Below are 18,058 nucleotides of genomic sequence, written 5' to 3'. Positions count from 1 at the left end.
CTGAAAAATATTATCCTTGCATGAACATAGACGATTGCTGGTTTGCTTTGTTAATGGCTGTCTCCATCGCTGTGAATTGCTTCCAGTAGCGGGCTTCGATATTTTTCAATTTATTTTGCCAAGTATCGATTCGCTTCTCGTTATCAATTAAGCTTTTACCGATCGCATATTGCACGTCTGTCATTGTAGATCGACCCGCTTTTTTATCGATATTGACTTCTAATGATTTCATTGATTCACGTAGTTTTTCAAGATAGCCACGAGTATCTGAACCGCCATGAGCAGGATCCGACTTTTGCCCACCACTATTTTTAAATAATCGCTCTACTGCATCTGAATCTTCCTCAATTGCTTTTCTTAACTTCGCTTCATCAATTTCAAGTGTTCCACCGTCATTATAGCTCTTAGATGTAGTAATTCCTACATTAAATAATGTGTTGTATTTAGAGCCCTCTAATCCAGGATTAGACTGGTAAATTAAAGAACGCATATTTGATAAGCCGTTACGTATTAATTGATCATTACGAAGTAAGCCACTTTTTGCTTTTTCTTCCCATAGCTTAATTTCATTTTCATCCATATCTTTTTTCTGCTCGGCTGTAAGTGGCGCATAATCACGATATTTTGTTTCTTTTGTTTGATCATTTAAATCTTTAATTAGACTATTGTAAGTCGCAACGAATTCTTTAATTTTGTTCATCATATCGTCTACGTTTGTAGTCGATGACAAGGATACCGACTGAGCTGATGGCGCTGCATTAACTAAATCATCATTAACCGTACCGTCCCCATTAAGTAATCCTTCGTTTTGAGCATCTGCTTTTGCCGTGTTTAAAGAACTTTCTGCATTTACCAATCGTGCATCTGCCGCAACATCTTCAGCTTTGGCAGTATTATAAGCAGAACGTAATTGATTTTGGTCTGCTAAATTTTTAAATGCTGTTTGCTCAGTTGCAGATAAGCCATTCCAAATTGTTTGTTGTTCATCTGTTAAGGAAGAAACTTTTGAAGGATCTGCAAACACTTCTAAAATTTTTGCATCCCCTAATTTACTGTAGTTAGACTTTAATTCATCGGACTGCGCTTTTTCAGCATATTCATTCAAAGTAGTCGCATCTAAGTTTTGTAAGGACGTTAGCGTTTCTTTATCCAATGCCTTTAAAGCTGACTTTAGATCATCAGAGAAAAATTCATTTTCATCTATAGATGTACGAATTGCACTTAATTCGGTTGTTTCATCGATTGTTAAACCTTTTAAAGCAGTAATAGCATCACCCGATAAATCCTTTAATTTTGAGCCACCAAATGAAACATAATTTGCCTGTACTTTAAAATGACTAAATTCATTTTCCGAAGTATTGTAGACTGTTGACATTTTTTCTGCAGACAACGCTTTTAATTTTGTTTTCGATTCATCTGATAAGCTACTTGCATCTATCGCAGCAATAACATCTTCTTTACTATTGGAGCTTGCCAATTTGATTGTTTCAAATTCTTCAGCCGTCATATTTTTCCAGTCTGAAGTAGTTAGTTTACGATATTCTGCTTGTTCTGTTAATGATAACGTATTTCCAAATGCTGCATTGTATATATTGTTATGTGAGTTCGTATAGTTTGGTGTATCACTTGTACCATTTCCATAATAGGCAGAAAGCGCATTTGCGAGAGCTATAGCTTTGTTTGCTTCATTTTCTGTCGCTAATTGCATTTCCTTTTGTGCCGATTTATATTTGTCTGCAATTGTTTGAGTGGAATTGAACGTCTCTTTTAATGTAACGTTATATCCTGAAAGATTAAAGGTATTAGAAGATCGCTCTGTCGCTATGCCGTTTACTTGGAAAATCGCATTTTTTCCAGCTGTTGTTTGAAATTTATCGATTACATTACCTAATTCATCCTTTTGCTGGAAAAAACCTAAACTTGTAAAAATATCTTTCCCACTCGCAACTTCAATTTCTTCTCCGGCTTTGTTATCCCCGGAATTTTTAGCTGTAAATGAGAAACGACCATTTTCAAATACAGCTGATACTCCCGCATTACTCGCATTTACCTTACTCACAAATTGATTAACCGTCATTCCATCAGTAATTTCAATTTTCGTTGCTTCAGAAGGCATTGTCCCATCAGCTTTAATTGCTTTCAATTCGATTGTTTTAGTTCCAGCACCAATTAAGTCGCTCATTTTTGTAGACCCAACTGCACTTACTTGATTTCCTACAGCCCGTGCTGAAGTTGCTAATTGTGAAACCCCTTCAATCGAAAGTGAACCTGTTGCTGAACCTGTTGCTGTCGCACTAACAAGATTAGAATTTGAAGTCGAAGCCGTTTTAGAATTTAAGGATTTTAATACTAAATTATCTGCAATATACGTATCAAAAGTTTTTAATTTTGTATTTACACCACGATAAGCATCGCGTTGCCATTCATATGTTTGTTTCTTTTGTGTCAATTTATTTAAAGGTGCCCGTTCAGCATTCATTAATTTTTCTACTAAAGCATCGATATCCATACCTGATGCTAATCCACCAACTCGCATAACCATAATAATTTCCCCCTCAGTTTACTAATTAAATTTTTTCGTCAACAACCATACCAAGCATTTTTTGCATTTCATAAAAAGCGTCTAGTAATTTTTTCGGAGGAATTTCCTTCACAACTTCCTCCGTATCACGATTCACAACCGTCACATAATAGCGTTCCAGTCCTTCGTGGAACATAAATTTAGAAGTACTGTTATTTACATCTAGCATCTCATTCATCTTATTAACAGCCTCTTGGACTTTTGCCTTCGTTTCATCGCCATTTTTTAGTAGCATCATCGGCTCGATTGCAACTGTATCTTTTCTGGTAGTAATGTCGCTTCCTGATTTTTCTACTGATTCTTTTGTAGTATTATTTGCTAAGGTTATTTGATTCGTAACTTCTAAATTTGAAATTCCTGAAATACGCATGTTATTCATCCTCCTTCAATTCAATGCAACCGTTATTATTGTTATTTATATCGGACAATAATAAGAGAATTTCAGTTTTTGTATAGACTGATATGAATTTTAATAAGGAAAGTTTAGTTTTACCTCACTAGCCAGCCAATACGTATTTAGTATTTTTTACCTTTGAGTAATGTTTAATTACGTAACTACGTTCTCTGCTAAATGGTTCATGAATATGTAAATGCCGATTGTTAAAATCACTTTGAAATGGATTGAATCTTCATAAAAGAAATTCAACATCGAAAAAACTTATGGGTTTATGCCTATCATCAAAATAATAAATATTCTTCGATGTATTACCATTTTTTATGCTTATTTGTATATATAATATCGGCAAAAAAGAGAGAACTTCAGTATTTTATACCGAAGTCCTCCTGATTATTTCTTTAAAATACTTTTTAATGTATCTACAATATAATTGATTTGCTCATCCGTTAAACTAGGGTGAATAGGAAGCGTTAACGCTTTTTCATACCAAGCTTCTGCAACTGGACATAAACCTTTTTCATACCCAATGTTTCGATAATAGGGATGCCAGTAAACAGGAATATAATGGACATGTACTCCTATATTTGCCGCACGCATTAAATCAAAAACTTCTTTTCTATTTAAACCCTTTAATTGAAGTATATATAGATGCCAGCCAGAGCTTGTTTCAACTAATAGCTTTGGTGTAGTTACACGAGAATTTTTTTGGAATTCTAAATTATATTTTTTTGCAATTTCTTGACGGCGTTCTATGAATGAATCCAGCTTCTTAATTTGTGATAAGCCTAAAGCAGCTTGCATGTCTGTCATGCGATAATTATAACCTAAGTCTGTCATTTCATAATACCAAGCCCCTTGTTCTGAGGCATACTGTGTCGCTTCAATACCATGGCTTCTAAATTGCATTAATTTTTTGTAGAATTCTTCATTATTTGTAACAATCATTCCACCTTCTGCTGTTGTTACTGGCTTTACAGGATGAAAACTAAACATTGTCATATCTGCTGTTTGACCAACTTTTCGCTCTTTATATGTAGCCCCTAAAGAATGAGCACCGTCTTCAATTACTACTAAATTATGCTCTTTAGCAATTTGCATAATTTCATCTATATCAACTGGTTGACCTGTGAAGTCTACCGGAATAATTGCTTTCGTTTTAGAAGTTATTTTTTTTCGAATTTCTTCCGGGTTAATGTTATACGTATATTGATCGATATCAGCAAAAACAACCGATCCTCCTACGTATCGTACACAGTTTGCACTCGCTGCAAAAGTTATAGGGGAAGTAATTACTTCATCTCCTACTCCAATACCTGCTGCATAGCACGCCCCATGCAGTGCTGCAGTGCCGTTTGTAAAAGCAACCGCATATTTTGTGCCAACATATTCTGCAATAGCACGTTCAAATTCCGCGATTTTAGGGCCTTGTGTTAAATAAGGTGAACGAAGAGTATCAATTACTGCTTGGATGTCTTCCTCATCTATATTCTGTTTTCCATACGAAATAAAATTTTGGATAGTCATTTAATTCGCTCCAAACTATAATTGTAAATATAATCTATTCTCAGTTATCCAATTCAAAATATTTTGTTTTTTCTTTTTCATTTCTTTTTGATTGAACCGTTGTTTCTAAAGAATATTCAGTAGGTATGCTTGATTAGGTTGTTAAGTTTCAGTTATTGTATAAGATCTGCCTTGCCCCCAAAGTCTTTTAAGCATTTACCTTCTACTTCACTTTTTCAAGGTTAAAGGTAAATCTAATATGTCGGATATAGATCAACATTACCCATTGATTCATTACTTACAGTAGATTTTAATCCGCCGCCACGATTAGCTTAAATACTTTTATATTAAAAGTTCCCAACTGAGGGGAGTCCCTTTTTTCACATCATGTTTAATCTCCTTACCTAACACTAGATCATAATATTTTGTAGGTAAACCTAATCCAGGCCGAACATTTCGTAAATTATCCTTTGTTAAAATGTCACCTGCTTTTAAATCATCCCCAATATATAATGAACGACGGAACTTAATAGAGTCTTTTTCTGCATCTGTCGGACCATATTGAATATGTCCTAAACTTTGCCAAGCTCGCTCTGTTTCCTCTACAAGCATTTTTAGTTCATGTGGTTCCATTGAGAATGCTGAGTCTACCCCACCATCTGCACGTGCTGTAGTAAAGTGCTTTTCTATTACTGTAGCACCTAGTGTAACAGCTGCGACCGAAACACCAACGCCCATTGTATGATCTGATAAACCAATTTCCGTACCGAATAATTCACGCATATGTGGGATAGTTGCTAAGTTAGAGTTTAAAGGTGTAGCTGGATAAGTACTTGTACATTTTAAAAGAATGAGCTGGTTATTACCTTCTTTTCGGAAAGTTTTAACAGCTTCATCAAGTTCGGCTACAGTTGCCATTCCAGTTGAAATAATTGTAGGTTTACCAGTTCGTGCCACTTTCCGAATAAGTGGTATATCAACATTTTCAAATGAGGCAATTTTATATGCAGGAACATTTAATGTTTCTAAAAAATCTACAGCTGTTTCATCAAAAGGAGAACTAAATGCTAGTAATCCTAGTTCTGTAGCTTTATCAAAAATAGCTTTATGCCATTCCCATGGAGTGTGAGCTTCTTTATATAAATTATAAAGAGAATTACCTTTCCAAAGATTTTGATCATCTTCGATAAAAAATTCACCTGAGTGAACATCTAATGTAATTGTATCTGGTGTATAAGTTTGTAATTTTAAAGCATCGACGCCTGCTTTAGCAGCTAACTCTACTAAACGTAGTGCACGATCAAGCGATTGATTGTGATTTCCTGACATTTCCGCAATAATAAACGGCTTAGTATGACTACCTATTTCTTTATGTCCAATTTTAATCATGTTTTCAACTCCAATATTTCATATATCCATGCATTCGACCTTTTAGTAGCGGTTAATTCAATCCCTTTTTCACTCATATTATCAATGAGTAAATTTCCTAATAATTGTTTATATGTATCTACCGTTACTTGCTCATGCCATCCTATATTTTTTACAACACCCAAGCTCGCAGCATAAGCTGTCGTCTCTCTTTGATTATCGGCTACAATTGTCGCACTTGAAGGGAGACCTACATAACAACGTTCCCAAGTTGTTCCTCCACCGGCACCGACAGCAAAATCTGCCAATTGCATAAGTTTTGCCATATAATCTATTTGACAATGATACGAATATCCACGTTCCCAGCAAATTTCACGAATGGTATCTTTCATAGGATTACTGTTTCCTACTACTACATCAATGCATTCGAATTGAATTGTTCGCAATGCTTCTAATACTTTTGATGTTTCATTTGTCGGATCAGAACCTCCCATAAATATAAGTAATCGTCTTACATCACTTAAACGTGTTCGTAATTTTGCTCGGGCCTCAATAAATTCGTCTCGCATAATTAAATATTTTGGACCTAATAGCTTTACACAATGGGAAGGAACTTTACCGTCGTAACGTGTTTCGTAATTAGGTACGATATTTTGATCAAGTAATAAATCACAATCATGCGTTCTTGCTAAATCGTCAATAACGATTAATTTTTTTGTAAATGGTCGTATATTTTGCTCCCATTCTATCCCTAACTCATAATGGTCTATAATATACATATCAGCAAACATTGCTTCTTCCAAGTTCTCAAAACCTTCTTGCATAACATAATCAATTAAGTTACCTACTAATGGTTTCATCCAGAACTTTACACAACATCCTTTTTCACGTAATTTTTTTGCGATTGTCAAACAACGCATTACATGTCCACTACCAATTTCAATTGAAGCATCTGTTCGAATAATAATATTCATCATTATACCACCGGCTTTTGCTCTATATGGGCATTGATACTAGCCACTTTTGGTGTATTTTTTAAAAAATAGATTACTTCAGCACTTGAAATGAGTGGGTCATTAAAATGGTTCGCTACTTCAACTAGCAAGTCATAATCTTCTTCTGTATCAAGCGTTATACGAAGCTCCGGAGAACGGCGATTTAAAGGTGTTTTATAAATTGCTGTTTCAAATTGCTCTTTAAATTCATATGCATAATAAGTAACATGTTCTCTATGCCTCGATTCTTTACCTTGCTCGTTTATTCGAAGTAGCGCTTCATATGAAATAAGCTCAACCGCCAATCCTCGAGGTAATTCACCTTCAAGAATTACTACATCTTTACGTTCACGTTCCATCAATTCAACAATTTCACTAGCCATCTCGTAATCAACAAATGGACAGTCAGATGTAACTCGCATAATATAATCCGGGTTATATACTTGTGCACACTGCACATAGCGTTCTAAAACGTCATCTTCCGAACCTCTAAAGTATTTTACTCCGTTTTTTTCACACCACCCTGCTATCTCATCATCTTGTAATAGACAACTTGTAGCAACTATAACTTCACTCACTCCTTTAATCGCTCGACAACGTGCAACGTTATAGCTTAGTACATCGACATCACCAAGAGGTTTTAAAATTTTTCCAGGCAAACGTGTCGAGCCCATTCTCGCCTGGATAATCGTAATAGTTTCCATTAAGACCCCTCCCTCCTTAATTAAAATATTTCTCTAGCTGAGCTTTTGATTTATTCCAGTCTTTTTTAAAGTAACTAAATAAATGTATATTACAGTAGCAATTGTTTAGATATATATGCTCTCGTAATATGCCCTCTTTTTGAAAACCAACTTTTTCATGGAATCTTATACTTTTCTCATTAAATTCAAGTACTTCAGCACATAATTTCCGAATATTTAAATCTTCAAAAATATATTCTAGCATTTTGTAAGCTAAAGCTGTTCCCATTCCTTTTGGGGCATTTTGTTCTCCAATATAAAAGCCCCACTCTCCGATACCGTTCTTTTTATCTTTAAGGCTGAAATTGCCCACTCCATACGGTACTTGATTATAGATAAATATTTTTACATATTTCATATCGTTTTTTAAAACGGCGTTAAACCAAGCTACATGCTTATCCCAATTTATAGGTTCGCTATCGTACATAACCGAACGGATGTTAGGTTGGTTTCTCCAATTATAAATTAACTCTATATGTTCATCAGTTACATCTATAAGCTTCATTAGATTTTTTTTCATATAAATGCCTTCTTTCTTTCATTTAAAAAAAATGTAGTCAAAAGACTACATTTCCCCAACTAATTCCTTTAATTCATCAACTTTTAGCCATTCCGTATTATTATCACTAGTATACGCAAAGCCTTCTGGTAATGATTTACCTTCACCATTGTTTTCTTCTTCCCACCAAGACAACTCTGGTAAAATTGCATAATACGTATCATATTCAACCGTATGACGCGCATCATCTTCCATAATCATTGCCTCATGTAATTTTTCACCCGGACGAATACCAATAAAGTCAATATCACATTCAGGCGCAATAGCTTTTGCTAAATCCATAATATTCATACTTGGAATTTTAGGGACGAAAATTTCGCCACCCTTCATACGTTCTAAATTATCGAGCACAAACTGAACTCCTTGATCTAGCGTAATCCAGAAGCGAGTCATACGCTCATCAGTTATTGGCACTCGACCAGTATGCTTAATTTTTTGGAAGAATGGTACTACACTACCTCTACTCCCCACCACGTTACCATACCTAACTACCGAGAACTGTGTTTTCTTTTCCCCAACATACGCGTTGGCAGCTACGAATAACTTATCCGATGCTAATTTTGTTGCACCATACAAGTTTACAGGTGAACATGCTTTATCAGTAGATAATGCAATTACCTTCTCTACTCCACGATCAATTGCTGCTTCTACAATATTTTGTGCTCCATGTATATTAGTTTTAATTGCTTCAAATGGATTATATTCACAAGCATCTACGTGCTTCATTGCAGCAGCATGGATGACAATATCTACTCCATCAAATGCACGGTATAAACGCTCTTTATCACGAACGTCACCAATGAAGAATCGAATTCTATCATCTTGGAACTCCTGTTTCATTTCATATTGTTTTAACTCATCTCGACTAAAAATAATTAATTTCTTTACACCTAGCTCCAAAGCTTTTTTAGTAAACTTTTTCCCGAAAGAACCTGTGCCACCTGTAACTAATACAACTTTATCTTTCATGTCTATACCTCTTTTAATTTTTTACTGTTACAACTGGTATGTCTGCAAAATACTGCGCTATTTCATATTCAAATAAATCCGCAACTAAAAAGTAATCTTGCATAGTTAAACCTTCATTAATTTCTTCAAAAAAGTTTACAATTTTTTGTTCATTAAACATTGAAATCACATTTTGTGTTTTGAAATAATTATTTGCCGTAATTAACCAATTCATTCCTTCAACAAAATTTGTTACTTCTTTCAATGCAATTTGAACTTGTTTATTTCTAAAGCTCTCAGCTATCGTCATAGAGCCTGTTGCAACCAGTTTAATATATTGATTAAACTCTTCAATTAGTTCATCGATTTCAATGTTTTCCGTCATATTGTTTTATTCTCCTTTGACATGAGCTGTTCTATAAAATACTCAATTTGTTGATAACAAGATGTATATAAATCTAGTGCATAGTTTTTGGCTCTAAGATTTGACTCTACGCTCGTTTCATTGACTTTTGGTAAATATTCATGACTACAACGATCAAAAATTGGTTCAAGTAACGTCTCTAAACTATATTTCTTATATAGGTTATTTAGTTCTTTTTCTATTTTACCAATTTTATTTACCTCATAACTTGTTAGCTTTAATCCTATAGAATTATTGATTACTTGACTACCTTCTTTTAATAATTTTAATATTTTATTATAATTATTAATTTCTGTATTAAAAAACTCTTCTTCTATATGTGTAGATTGATCTAGAACTTCTCCAACAATTTTAGGAGCCTCTTCATTCGTAAATTTCTCTAAAAATTCTCCAAAAGGTAATTGATCAATGCTATGAATTTTTGCTCCACCTTCAGTACAATTCCAAACATTTTTTCTTTCAGTATCTAATAGAGGGGGCTCATTGAATGAGTTCATCATGATTTTCAAGGTTTGGGTAGTAGTTACCATTTCTCCATAATACCCTTCTACTAGAACCTTTTTACTTGTAGGCAAATCCTTCGCACTTTTATTGCATTTCACTCCTGTTGCATGGGATTGATCATTCGTTAATGCTAAATCTTGCCCAATTAAAGCAATAGGGCCTGTAGTTATATATTTTGCAATTGACAAAGCATAATGAGCAACAGAACCACCACCGTGTATTAAAGGTAACTTTTTAGAAAAACGATTTTCGAAATAATCCTTATACTTCGGTTTTACGGAAGGAATAAAAGCATAACCCTTTCCTTCAAAAGAGTCTCTTACTTTATAATGATTTGTTGGACCATATATTAAACTTACTTCTTTTTTAAATGATAAGCTTTCAAAATGTCTTGCATTCGGTTCACCACCATCAACGGAAACGATATAATCGGGCATAATATTATTGGCTATTAACGCATTAATTGTCGAGCCCGCACAAATTAAGATTATTTTATTTCGATATTCTTTTAATAAACTTAACTGCTTTGTTAAAGAAGGGCCTCCTGCAGCAATTACTACTGGAGCTGTATATTCTTTTTCTAACTTTCCTAAAGTAAAATCGCTTAAAATATTATTAGTATTAAGCAACAAGTTTTTTTGCCATGCTACTGCGAAATGTTTAGCTGTGGCAATATTTGAACCTTGTTTATAATGGTTATTTTTCACAATTTCCAGCACATTTTTTAATTCTAGAGGAAATAATTTATCGTAATTTATCGAAGTAATGATATGGACATTTGTCGAATAAGTAGATAATTTATCTACCATATCAATGATTTTTGCTATATCATTCGCTTTTGCTGAATAAAATCTATTATAAGTAGGATTAAAAACATCTATATAATTATGGTCCATTAAGGGATCGATTAATAAAATCGGTTCATTAAAATGAAATTCTTTTATTAGTGCATCCACTATATAACCTAAGCCATAACCAAAAACAATATGTAAATGATGTGGTTTATATTCTTGTTTTGCTATTTGTTCTGCTTCTCTTAAAGGGTTATATTTGCTATGTAAGTAAAATCCATTCACTTTTACAGTTTCAGTTCCAACTTTCGAAATTTCTTTCTCAATTGCCAAAGTCATGTTGCCACCTCTTTCATATATAGTATCGACAAAATGAATAGTAAATTAACTGTTATTAAAAGGATAACAAACTATACTGGTTATAGTTTTTAAATATGGAGGATGTGTGAATACCATATGGTTCTTTTGTATATCCATTGCTTATTATAAGCAAAAGAAAAACGGCCTCCAAAAAGGAGGCCGTTTAACGGTATTAAAATTAACCTAATAATTGTAATACGCCTTGTGGTTGTTGGTTAGCTTGAGCTAACATAGATTGAGCTGCTTGCATTAAGATGTTGTTTTTAGTGAAGCCCATCATTTCTTTAGCCATATCTGTGTCACGGATACGAGACTCAGCAGCTGTTAAGTTTTCAGATGTAGCACCTAAGTTGTTGATAGTGTGCTCTAAACGGTTTTGAACAGCACCTAGTGCAGAACGTTGAGTTGAAACTGTAGATAATGCATTATTAACCGTTGTAATCGCAGTGTTAGCACCAGCTTGAGTTGCAATATCAACACCATCAATGCCTAAGTCAGCAGCTTTCATGCTCTCAATGCTTAATTCAATCGATTGATCAGCATTAGCACCGATGTGGAATACTTTATCCGTGAATGCACCTGCTAATAATGTTTGAGTATTGAACTCTGTATCTTCTGCGATACGAGTAACTTCACTTAAAAGTGCTGTTACTTCTTTTTGTAATGCGCCACGGTCAGCATCAACGTTTGTATCGTTTGCAGATTGTACCGCTAATTCACGCATACGTTGTAAGATTGAGTGAGTTTCGTTTAACGCACCCTCAGCAGTTTGGATTAAAGAGATTGAATCTTGAGCGTTTTTAGTCGCCATATCAAGACCGCGAATTTGTCCACGCATTTTTTCAGAGATTGAAAGACCTGCAGCGTCATCGCCAGCACGGTTGATTTTGTAACCTGAAGATAACTTCTCTAAGTTTTTAGAAGCCTCTGTGTTGTTGAAAGAAAGGTTACGGTGTGTGTTTAAAGCTGAAATGTTATGTTGAATTCTCATTTGGAATTCCTCCTTGAATTGTTTTTATATGACCCACATCCTTGTGGGAAAGCTTGGCATTGGCTAGTACCTCTGCCTTACATTATATATATCGTAACTAGTTTGAAATGTTTAATAGTTTTTAAATAAATTATTTAATATTTTTTTTAAAATGACCATTCGGACAAAATTATAAATGGAAAAAATATAAATTAAAAAAGCCTCATCGTAGAAAAATATCATTTTCCACCATAAGACTTCTACATTTACTTTTTCATTTTAAATTGCTTCAACATATCAATTGAACTAGCCATAGCCTCTTTATTTTGCTGCTGAATCGCTTCAAATACTTCAGAACGATGAACCTTAACAGACTTTGGAGCCACAATCCCCAACTTTACTTGGTCTCCATCAACAGAAATAACTTTCACTTCAATTTGGTCGCCAATCATAATTGTTTCGCCTTTTTTTCGTGTTAAGACTAGCATTTATTTTTCACTTCCTTCAGAAATGGCGATTTGATAACGTAATGGGTATTTCTCGCTATCCTGTAGGACAATTTGTTTGCCTAGCTTTTGTTTCGTATTGATGATAATTGGCGCAAGTAAGTTAATTGTAGAATCCGTGAAATTTTCTTTTAATGTGATGACCGTATATGTTGCGACTTCACTTTCTTCCATTAGCTGTAACTGTTCTTTGTCTTCCTCGCTTAAATCAAAGGTATAATCGGATTTAAAGGCAAATGGATACCCTACAACAAAACCAATTTGCTCATCTTCAGTCGATTGTAATAAGGCAATAGGTAAATCAGCATCTAACCCTAAAAGGATGTATTTCGTATATTGTTGAAACCCAGGTAAGCCTTGTTCGAATGTAAGTATTTCTGATTGCTCTATTTCTACTTCGCCTAAAAATTTTGTTTGAATGTTCATTGGTTCCGCTCCTTTTAGCCGATAACGTCAATTTGCACATCTGGTCTAACCATCATTTTGCCACTTACTTTTCCATAAGTGAAGTCAATTTGTGGCTTGTTCACTTTTACGTCAATTTTCGGTGCATTGCGTTCGATATTTACGTTTGTTGTTCCCGGTGTAATATTTACTTTCACTGAGCCAATCGACGGAATAAATTTAATATTGTAAGGACCTGGACGTTCTGGTCCATGATTTTGCTTGGAGATATTTTGGATTGTAGCACGGCCTTGATTCTTTCCAGCACTCATCATGATTTGACGGCCTTCACCCATTCGTCTGGACATTCCCTTCAACATTTCTTGCCTTCCCATTTGTGCATATTCTCTTATAAACTCACCAACTGGCTTTGACCCTAAATCTCGCCACATTTGATCCATGTTAATATCTAGCTTGGCGTTTGTTGTATTAATTTGGACCGTTGCAGCAGGTTGGGAAATTTTTAAATCTGCTGGTCGCTGTCGAATTTGTTGAAATGGCTTTGTTATTCTATAATCCATTTGTATATCAGTCGTTGAAATTTGAATTTGTGGGAATCGCATATTTTGAGGTCTCCCTTCTGTTCAATAAAAGCGCTTGGAGCATGTCCAAACGCTTTTAATGTAATATGAGTTAAAACGTTTAACGGATAAAATCTACTTTCTTATCTAAAACCGTTTGTGCCTGTCGCTTTGCTTTCGGCACAGAACTTTAGTAGATTTCATTAACGGATGAAATCTACTAAAGTTTGTTGGATAATTTTAGCTCCAACAGATAAAGACGCTTGGTGGATAGATTCGGCCGTTACCATCTCTGTAATTGTTTTAGCATAATCTGTATCTTCATTTAATGACTTTTGCTTTGTTACATTGACTTCCTGCATCTGAAGTCGACTTTCCATTAATTCAACACGATTTTGCTTTGCACCAACTTCAGCTCGCTTAACTAGCACTTTTTCATTTAATGCATCAAGGCCTGGAATAGCTGGATTACCTCCCGCAATTAAGTTAACTCCTAGTGAGTCTCCAATATCTTTACCTGTTGTCGTATTGTCTTTTAAAAGGTTTTCTACCTCAGTCATGAATGTGTTTATTTCTTTAAACAGTCCAACACCTTCAGTATTGATTTGCATCTTGATTCCGTCAAAAACATTAATATCAATTGATTTTTCAGTTGCTACTAAAGGTGCGTTAGGGACAGCTATTCTATCAGGAACTGGAGTAAACTTTGTATTAATTGCATCATTTACAAATAGGGGATCGTTTGTATGGGTTCCCGAGAAGATATAGTTTTCTCCAACCTTTGTATTCCCCAAATCTTTAAGATGCTGTCTTATTTGACTAATTTCCTCATTAATTTTCTGACGATCCTCAGGTGTATTTGTATCATTTGCTGCTTGAACGATTAGCTCTTTGACACGAATTAATGATGTTCCTACTTGATCTAAGGCTTCATCAGTGCCGTCCAACCAGGTATTAGCTTGGTTCAAGTTTCGTTGATATTGCTGATTTTTATCTAAATCAACACGATATCCCATTCCTTTAACCGCAACTACTGGATCATCAGACGGGCGGTTAATAATACTACCCGAATTTAATTGTTCTTGATATTTCGCCATTTTATTATAACTATTATTTAAGTTACGAAGCATATTACTAGAGAGCATCGATTGTGTTACGCGCATCGTATTATTCCCTTCTTCCTAGCAAATTTTATATTATAGACCTACGCGGCCCATGCCGTTTATAATCTTGTCCAATGTTTCGTCAATCACAGTAATCATACGTGCATTCGCATTGTATGCTTGCTGGAATGTAATCATATTTGTCATTTCTTCATCTAGTGAAACCGAGTTATGAGATGCACGATTGTTTTCGATTTGTAGATGTAACGTTGTTGAGTTGTATTCATTTGTTATTGCTTGCTTTCCTTTTACACCAAGTTCTCCTATTAGCGATTTGTAATAGGATTGGAATGTGCCACCTTGTAAATTACCTAAAACAGCTGATTGCAATGCGGAAAGGCCGAGTATGTTTTTATTGTTACCTTCTTCTATTTTAAACATTAGTAATCCTGTTACAGGATCAACGGCTTGGGTATTGGTAGTTTGATCAATTATTGGTTCCAGTCCCCCTGCTGCGGCAACTTGTTTTGGATCAGTAATTGCAACCTTCATGTCTCTAGCAGTTGTTCCACCAAAAAAGTTAACTCCTTGGAGTCCTGCAAGATCTACCCCATTTGAGTGGACTGAATTAAATTGATCAATGATTTCTTTTGCTAAGCCATCAATTTTTTTCATCATTTCAGGGTAAGTCCCTTGCACATTTTTAGCCGCATCTTCATAACCATACGCATCGATTAAAGCAGCTAATCTGCCTTTACTTGGCTCAAGAGCATTATGACTCACGTTCTCTTCATTGCGTGGATAAACAAATTCCGGAACACTATAGTTTGGATCATAATCACCATGATTCGGATCTTTAGCATTTGGATTATATGCTGGATTTAAAGTTTTAATAGGCACACTTGTCATCACAATATGAGAAAATGGTGAATAGCCTGCTGTTTGTGAATTGTCCACGTCACCATCGATTTCCTTATAAACGGGATTACCTGCACCATCAAGAACCGGATTGCCTGTAGCATCTAGTTCTGGTCCTACCGATGACAAACTCCCAAACTCTTTTCCTCGCACTAAATCAATTGACTTGCCACTCGCATCTTTATACGTTATTGTCATACTTCCTTCAGCGATTGCTAGTGCATTACCGCCTGATTTTTCCAAAGATATAGATACAGGAATAATATCGTTTAATTGATCGACTAACACATCACGCGTATCGTAAAGATCATTTGGCATATATCCATTTGGCTCTACTGTTTGAATTTGCTTATTAATATCTGCAATTTGCTTCAGTAAGCTGTTTACTTGATCCGTTACAACATTAATCTCATTCCCAATATTCCCTTGAATTTGCTTCAGCTGGGTGTCCATATAGTTGAACGAATCAGTTAATGATTGTCCTTTTGAAATCATTACTTTACGCGCTGCTGTATCTTTAGGGTCGTCAATAACATCCTCCATCGACTTCCAAAATTCTGTAAACGCTTTGTTAATTCCAAACTCTGAAGGTTCGGCCATAATATCTTCCATTTGCGAAATTGACTTTGTAGTCGATTGCCAATAACCCAACTTATTAGTTTCTTGACGATATTGTCGGTCTACAAACTCATCTCGAATCCGCTGAACAGAGCTTGCCTGCACACCTGTTCCGATATGCCCAGCTGTTTTCCCAGTATTTAAGCCAGTACCTGGAAATCCTGGTGTTGTCTCCATATTAACTCGTTGACGAGAATAGCCTATTGTATTGGCATTTGAAATATTATGTCCTGTTGTATAAAGTGCTGATTGCTGCGTGTATAGACCACGTTTGCTTGCTTCAAGTCCCATAAATGTTGAGCGCATGTAAAGGGCCTCCTTTTAAGGTAGTGTTTTGGATTTTGTTAAATTTCTACAAAAAAACGCATTTATCGCTCCCGCTGCATGCGGAAACTTACATGCGATTAGGCTTTAAATTCATTGAACGATCGTTTTGTGATTTCTGAATTCCCACGTATTTGAGCACCTGAGTAATTAAACTGCTCTGTACGTTGCGGACGCATTGCATCTAATGTCACATTTATAAATTGCAACGAATTAAGTACCATTTTTTGATTTAATTCGTTTTGGATTTTCAGTTGATTTAATAGTGTGACTAAACGTTCGCGTACATTTACTAATGATTCTTTTGATTCGATGTTTTCAGCAGCATTAATCACATCGGCAACAGACGGTGTGTCAGTGAGAGCAATTCCATTTGCTCGGAGGTAATCCGTTACCATCGACTGACGCTGTTGTTCCAGTTTATTAATTGCTGCTACATGTGCCTGTTCATTTTTGATGAGCTGATCAAGCTTTTCCATATCACCTTGCTTAATATATTCCGTTTTCGCAAGTGCTAGCTCCAGTAAACTTTTATGCATTTTCTCTAGCTTCTCCAGCGTGACGACAATGTTGGCAATTGACATGTAATTAAGCGCTCCTTACTTCTAATATATTTCGGTTATCCTCGGAAAAATTTAAGCATATCTTCTGCAACTTGTTTCGCGTCTACTTTGTAATTCCCTGCATCAATATCTTCTTTAATCTTTTTCACACGTTCTGCACGTTCGTTAGAATACGTTGAATTGGCCTGCATTTCTTTTGCTTTTGTGGAAATTTCGATATGATCTGCAAATGATTTTGGAGTCTCTGCATTTTTCACAGGGCGTGCTTGCTTATTATAAGTATTGATCGCCTGTACATTAATTGGATTAATTTTCATTTTTAAAGACCTCCCTTTTAATAAAAGCATTGTCTATTCTTTATTTCGACTGCTTCATTCAATTGTTTATGCTTTAATTCGAAAAAACACTACCTATATTGAAATTATAAGCTTATTTTATGAAAAATAAAAACGAAGTCCCATGAAAAAGACTTCGTTTTAAGACCCTATTTTTTTTCTGATAGGTATGTGCTACGATCGCGGCGCTTAATATCATTGCGAAACTCTTGAGCTGCTTCGAATGTACGTAATTCTGATTTTAGTTCACCTTGGCAATTATCACATAGTTTACCTTTGTTTGTTAAATGTCCGCAATTATCACATGGATAGCCTAAACTTGGGAATACGGCTGGGTGTAAACGACCTTTTCTCACCCATTTATATAACATGTCACGCTCGACTCCTGTCGCTTCTACGATACGGTCCACATTCGCTGCACGGTTTTCCCGCTTACGTAAAAAACGATAGACGACTTGATACATGTCCTCTTCTTTTTGTGCACAATTATGGCATACTTCTCTCACGCCTGTATAATTGAAAAAACCCTCGCATACTGGACAATTCCGTAATTCCGCCATATACATCCCCCTTTTTCCTTACA

At 35.2% G+C, this 18,058-nt stretch carries 19 protein-coding genes; all 19 read right to left on the bottom strand.

Features of this window, described 5'->3' with window-relative positions; all coding sequences use genetic code 11:
• Window positions 1-10: 10 nt before the first annotated feature.
• The 19 genes from fliD to H9632_RS00175 all read right to left on the bottom strand — a co-directional run bounded on the left by fliD (window position 11) and on the right by H9632_RS00175 (window position 18,035).
• Window positions 11-2,542 carry a flagellar filament capping protein FliD gene (gene fliD / locus H9632_RS00265; RefSeq protein ID WP_191702134.1) on the bottom strand — a complete coding sequence of 844 codons (2,532 nt, stop codon included), beginning with the start codon at window positions 2,540-2,542 and terminating at the stop codon, window positions 11-13.
• A 25-nt stretch (window positions 2,543-2,567) separates the two neighbouring features.
• Window positions 2,568-2,951: a flagellar protein FlaG gene (locus tag H9632_RS00260; protein ID WP_191702133.1), complete on the bottom strand. Its 384-nt coding sequence runs from the start codon at window positions 2,949-2,951 to the stop codon at window positions 2,568-2,570.
• Window positions 2,952-3,368: 417 nt separating this feature from the next.
• Window positions 3,369-4,502 (bottom strand): UDP-4-amino-4,6-dideoxy-N-acetyl-beta-L-altrosamine transaminase, encoded by a 1,134-nt coding sequence (gene pseC, locus H9632_RS00255; protein WP_191702132.1) that lies wholly within the window; start codon window positions 4,500-4,502, stop codon window positions 3,369-3,371.
• Window positions 4,503-4,823: 321 nt separating this feature from the next.
• Window positions 4,824-5,870: a pseudaminic acid synthase gene (gene pseI, locus H9632_RS00250; RefSeq protein WP_191702131.1), complete on the bottom strand. Its 1,047-nt coding sequence runs from the start codon at window positions 5,868-5,870 to the stop codon at window positions 4,824-4,826.
• Window positions 5,867-6,823 carry a UDP-2,4-diacetamido-2,4,6-trideoxy-beta-L-altropyranose hydrolase gene (pseG, locus tag H9632_RS00245; RefSeq protein ID WP_191702130.1) on the bottom strand — a complete coding sequence of 319 codons (957 nt, stop codon included), beginning with the start codon at window positions 6,821-6,823 and terminating at the stop codon, window positions 5,867-5,869. The genes pseI and pseG overlap by 4 nt, the downstream gene beginning before the upstream one ends.
• Window positions 6,824-6,825: 2 nt before the next feature.
• A complete protein-coding gene (locus tag H9632_RS00240; RefSeq protein WP_191702129.1) occupies window positions 6,826-7,548 on the bottom strand; it encodes a cytidylyltransferase domain-containing protein in 723 nt (240 codons plus the stop codon).
• Window positions 7,549-7,564: 16 nt separating this feature from the next.
• Window positions 7,565-8,107 (bottom strand): UDP-4-amino-4,6-dideoxy-N-acetyl-beta-L-altrosamine N-acetyltransferase, encoded by a 543-nt coding sequence (gene pseH, locus H9632_RS00235; protein WP_191702128.1) that lies wholly within the window; start codon window positions 8,105-8,107, stop codon window positions 7,565-7,567.
• Between the two features lie 45 nt (window positions 8,108-8,152).
• Window positions 8,153-9,115 (bottom strand): UDP-N-acetylglucosamine 4,6-dehydratase (inverting), encoded by a 963-nt coding sequence (pseB, locus tag H9632_RS00230; protein WP_191702127.1) that lies wholly within the window; start codon window positions 9,113-9,115, stop codon window positions 8,153-8,155.
• Window positions 9,116-9,128: 13 nt separating this feature from the next.
• The gene (locus H9632_RS00225; RefSeq protein WP_191702126.1) at window positions 9,129-9,479 is read right to left on the bottom strand and encodes a hypothetical protein; all 351 of its coding nucleotides are present in this window, start codon (window positions 9,477-9,479) and stop codon (window positions 9,129-9,131) included.
• Window positions 9,476-11,152, bottom strand: a complete 1,677-nt coding sequence (locus H9632_RS00220; protein ID WP_191702125.1) for a motility associated factor glycosyltransferase family protein — start codon at window positions 11,150-11,152, stop codon at window positions 9,476-9,478. The genes H9632_RS00225 and H9632_RS00220 overlap by 4 nt, the downstream gene beginning before the upstream one ends.
• Window positions 11,153-11,351: 199 nt before the next feature.
• The gene (locus H9632_RS00215; protein WP_191702124.1) at window positions 11,352-12,164 is read right to left on the bottom strand and encodes a flagellin N-terminal helical domain-containing protein; all 813 of its coding nucleotides are present in this window, start codon (window positions 12,162-12,164) and stop codon (window positions 11,352-11,354) included.
• Window positions 12,165-12,409: 245 nt separating this feature from the next.
• A complete protein-coding gene (csrA, locus tag H9632_RS00210) occupies window positions 12,410-12,631 on the bottom strand; it encodes a carbon storage regulator CsrA (RefSeq protein ID WP_191702123.1) in 222 nt (73 codons plus the stop codon).
• Entirely contained in the window at window positions 12,632-13,075 is a 444-nt protein-coding gene (gene fliW, locus H9632_RS00205) for a flagellar assembly protein FliW (protein WP_191702122.1), read from the bottom strand.
• A 14-nt stretch (window positions 13,076-13,089) separates the two neighbouring features.
• Complete coding sequence (locus tag H9632_RS00200; RefSeq protein WP_191702121.1) at window positions 13,090-13,656, bottom strand: DUF6470 family protein; 567 nt, start codon at window positions 13,654-13,656, stop codon at window positions 13,090-13,092.
• Between the two features lie 161 nt (window positions 13,657-13,817).
• On the bottom strand, window positions 13,818-14,777 hold the full coding sequence (flgL, locus tag H9632_RS00195) for a flagellar hook-associated protein FlgL (protein WP_191702120.1): 960 nt from the start codon (window positions 14,775-14,777) through the stop codon (window positions 13,818-13,820).
• A 33-nt stretch (window positions 14,778-14,810) separates the two neighbouring features.
• Window positions 14,811-16,559 (bottom strand): flagellar hook-associated protein FlgK, encoded by a 1,749-nt coding sequence (flgK, locus tag H9632_RS00190; RefSeq protein WP_191702119.1) that lies wholly within the window; start codon window positions 16,557-16,559, stop codon window positions 14,811-14,813.
• Between the two features lie 98 nt (window positions 16,560-16,657).
• Window positions 16,658-17,161, bottom strand: coding sequence for a flagellar protein FlgN (locus H9632_RS00185; RefSeq protein ID WP_191702118.1), 504 nt, complete (start codon window positions 17,159-17,161; stop codon window positions 16,658-16,660).
• Between the two features lie 35 nt (window positions 17,162-17,196).
• On the bottom strand, window positions 17,197-17,457 hold the full coding sequence (gene flgM / locus H9632_RS00180; RefSeq protein WP_191702117.1) for a flagellar biosynthesis anti-sigma factor FlgM: 261 nt from the start codon (window positions 17,455-17,457) through the stop codon (window positions 17,197-17,199).
• Window positions 17,458-17,624: 167 nt separating this feature from the next.
• A complete protein-coding gene (locus tag H9632_RS00175) occupies window positions 17,625-18,035 on the bottom strand; it encodes a TIGR03826 family flagellar region protein (RefSeq protein WP_191702116.1) in 411 nt (136 codons plus the stop codon).
• Between the last annotated feature and the right edge of the window lie 23 nt (window positions 18,036-18,058).

Source organism: Solibacillus merdavium, assembly GCF_014836935.1.
In the GTDB taxonomy this organism is placed as follows: domain Bacteria; phylum Bacillota; class Bacilli; order Bacillales_A; family Planococcaceae; genus Solibacillus; species Solibacillus ferritrahens.
Note: the sequence above shows the minus strand (reverse complement) of the source record. Positions and strands in the feature narration are given on the sequence as shown.